General features: G+C 77.3%; 1 protein-coding gene. It reads left to right on the forward strand.

What is annotated here, in order from left to right; translation table 11 throughout:
- On the forward strand, positions 1 to 3156 hold a 3156-nt coding region (locus ABZW03_RS39090; RefSeq protein WP_355269370.1), incomplete at both ends, for a condensation domain-containing protein.

A 3156-nucleotide genomic window follows, 5' to 3' on the forward strand; every position in this document is an offset into this window, starting at 1 on the left:
GACGCCCTGCCGGCGAAGTCCTCGCCGCTGCGGCAGTGGGCCGAGCGGCTGAGCGCCTTCGCCGCCGCGGGCGGCTTCGAGGACGAGACGGCGTACTGGGCCGGGGCCGTGCCCGGGCCGAGCGCCGAACCGTTCCCGGCTGAGCTGGACGGCCCCGACACCTACGCCTCCGAACGCTCCGTCACCGTCCGGCTGAGCCCCGCCGACACCGCCGCCCTGCTGCGCACCCTGCCCGACACCTACCGCACCCAGGCCAACGACGTGCTGCTGAGCGCGCTGGGCCGGGCGCTGTGCGCGGCGGGCGGCCCGGAGCAGGTCGTGGTGGACGTCGAGGGCCACGGGCGCGAGGAGCTGTTCGCCGAGCTCGACCTCAGCCGGACGGTCGGCTGGTTCACCACCCGCCACCCCGTCGCCCTGGCCGTCCCCGCCGACGCCGACTGGGACACCGTCCTCAAGCAGGTCAAGGAGCAGCTGCGCGCCGTCCCCCGGCGCGGCCTCGGCTTCGAGGCGCTGCGCCACCTCGGCCGCCCCGGCACGGCCCCCGAGGCCCCGGCCGCCCGGATCGGCTTCAACTACCTGGGCCGCATCGCCCTGCCGGAGGACCCGGACGGGCTGTTCCGCGGCACCTTCCGGCCGCTCGAGCTCGACGCCGACCCGGCCGTCGAACGCCCCCACCCGCTGGAGGTGGTCGGCCGGCTCGACGGCGACGCGCTGGAGTTCACCTGGTTCCACTCCGCCGCCGTCCACCGCGCCGCGACCGTGGAGGCGCTGGCCCGGCGCTTCGCCGAGGAGCTGGCCGACCTCGCCCGCCACGCGGCCCGCCCCGGCGCCGCCGGGCGCACCCCGTCCGACTTCCCGCTGGCCCGGCTCGACCAGGCGGCGGTGGACCTGGTCACCGGCGCCGACCCGGGCGCGGTGGAGGACGTCCTGCCGCTCACCCCGACCCAGTCCGGCATGCTCTTCCACGGCCTCGCCGAGGAGGACAGCGGCGCCTACTTCCAGCAGCTGGACTTCGTCCTGGACGGGGTGCCCGACCCGGCGCGCCTCGCCGAGGCCTGGCAGTGGGTCACCGACCGCACCGCGGTGCTGCGCGCCCACGTCCGCTGGCAGGAGGTGCCCGAGCCGCTCCTGGTGGTGCACCGCCGGGTGACGGTGCCGGTCACCCACCTGGACTGGCGGGAGCTGCCCGAGGAGGAGCGCCGCACCCGGCTGGCCGAGCTGCTGGACCGCGACCGGGCCCGCGGCCTCGACCTGGGGCGGGCCCCGCTGCAGCGGCTGGTGCTGGTCCGGCTCGCGGACCGCCGGGTGCGGGTGCTCTGGTCCTTCCACCACCTCGTCCTGGACGGCTGGAGCCTGTTCCAGGTGCTCTCGGACGTCTTCGCGGTGCACGCCGCGCTGACCGCCGCGGGCGAGGTCCCGTACGGCACCGTGCCGGAGCGCCGGCCCTACCGCGATTACCTGGCCTGGCTGGCCGAGCGCGACCGGGAGGAGGACGAGCGGCACTGGCGCACCCGCCTCGCCGGGCTGGCCGAGGCGACGCCGCTGCCGTACGACCGCGAGCCGGTGCAGAGCCACCGCGCGGAGTCCACCCGGGCCGTGCCGTTCACCCTGCCCGCCGCCGCGACCGGGGCGCTGGAGGAGCTCGCGCGCGGCTCCGGGCTGACCCTCAACACCCTGGTCCAGGGCGCCTGGGCGGTGCTGCTGGGCCGCTGGTCCGGGCGCGACGAGGTGGTGTTCGGCACCACCTCCTCCGGGCGGCCGCCCGAGCTGCCCGGCGTCGAGACGATGACCGGCCTGTTCATCACCACCCTGCCGGCCCGCACCGCGGTGCCCGCCGACGGCACCCTGGTGGACTGGCTGCGGGCCCTGCAGCGGGAGCAGAGCGAGGACCGCCGGCACGGCACCGTGCCGCTCACCCGGCTGCGGGCGGCTACCGAACTGCCCGAGCAGACAAGCCTGTTCGACAGTCTGGTGGTCTTCGAGAACTACCCGGTGGACGAGGACGCGGCCGGCGCCCACGGCCTGCGGCTGCGCGACCTGGACGGGATCGAGACCACCAACTACCCGCTCACCCTGCTGGCCTACCCGGGCCCGGAGCTGTCGCTGCGGCTCTGCTACGACCCGCGGCTGTTCGACGAGGCCACGGTGCGGCGGCTGGCCCGGCAGCTCACCGCCGCGCTGACCGCCATGCCCGACGGCGCCCACCGGCCGCCCGCGCGGCTGCCGCTGCTCACCGGCGAGGAGCGCCGGCGCGTCCTGGTCGACTGGAACGCCACCGCCGTCGAGCAGCCCGCCGCCGACATCGCCGAGCTGTTCGCCGCCCAGGTGCTCCGCACCCCCGGCGCGACCGCCCTGGAGACCGCCGACCAGCGCCTCACCTACCGCGAACTCGACGTCCGCGCCGCCGGGTTCGCGGCCCGGCTGGCCGCGCGCGGCGTCCGGGCGGAGCAGCCGGTCGGGGTGCTGATGGAGCGCTCCGTCGAGCTGGTCGTCGCCCAGCTGGCGCTGGTGCGCACCGGCGGCGTGTACGTGCCGCTGGACGGCCGGGCGCCGCGCGGGCGGCTGCACCGGATGCTGGCCGAGGCCGGCGCCGGACTGCTGCTCACCGACGCCCGCTGGGCGGAGGCGGCCGCCGAACTGCTCCCCGCCGAGCGGGTGCTGCGCGCCGACCTTCCCGGCGACGAAGGGCCGAGCGCGCCCCCCACGGCCGTCCACCCCGAGAACGTCCAGTACCTGATGTTCACCTCGGGCTCCACCGGTACCCCCAAGGGCGTCGCGGTGCGCCGCCGGGACGTCGCCGCGCTCGCCCTGGACCGCGCCTTCGCCGGCCACGACCGGGTGCTGGTGCACTCCCCGCACGCCTTCGACGCCGCCACCTACGAGCTGTGGGTGCCGCTGCTGCGCGGCGGCACCGCCGTCCTCGCCCCGCCCGAGGACCTGGACGCCGCCGCCGTCCGGCACGCCGTCACCGAGCGGGGCGTGACCAGCCTGTGGCTGACCGCCGGGCTGTTCCGGCTGCTCGCCCAGGAGGACCCGGGCTGCCTGCGTGGCGCCCGCGAGGTGTGGACCGGCGGCGAGGCGGTGCCCGGCGCCGCCGTCCGCAAGGTGCTGGCCGCCTGCCCCGGCCTCACCGTGGTCGACGGCTACGGCCCCTCC

Source organism: Kitasatospora sp. NPDC004799 (assembly GCF_040609095.1).
GTDB lineage: Bacteria > Actinomycetota > Actinomycetes > Streptomycetales > Streptomycetaceae > Kitasatospora.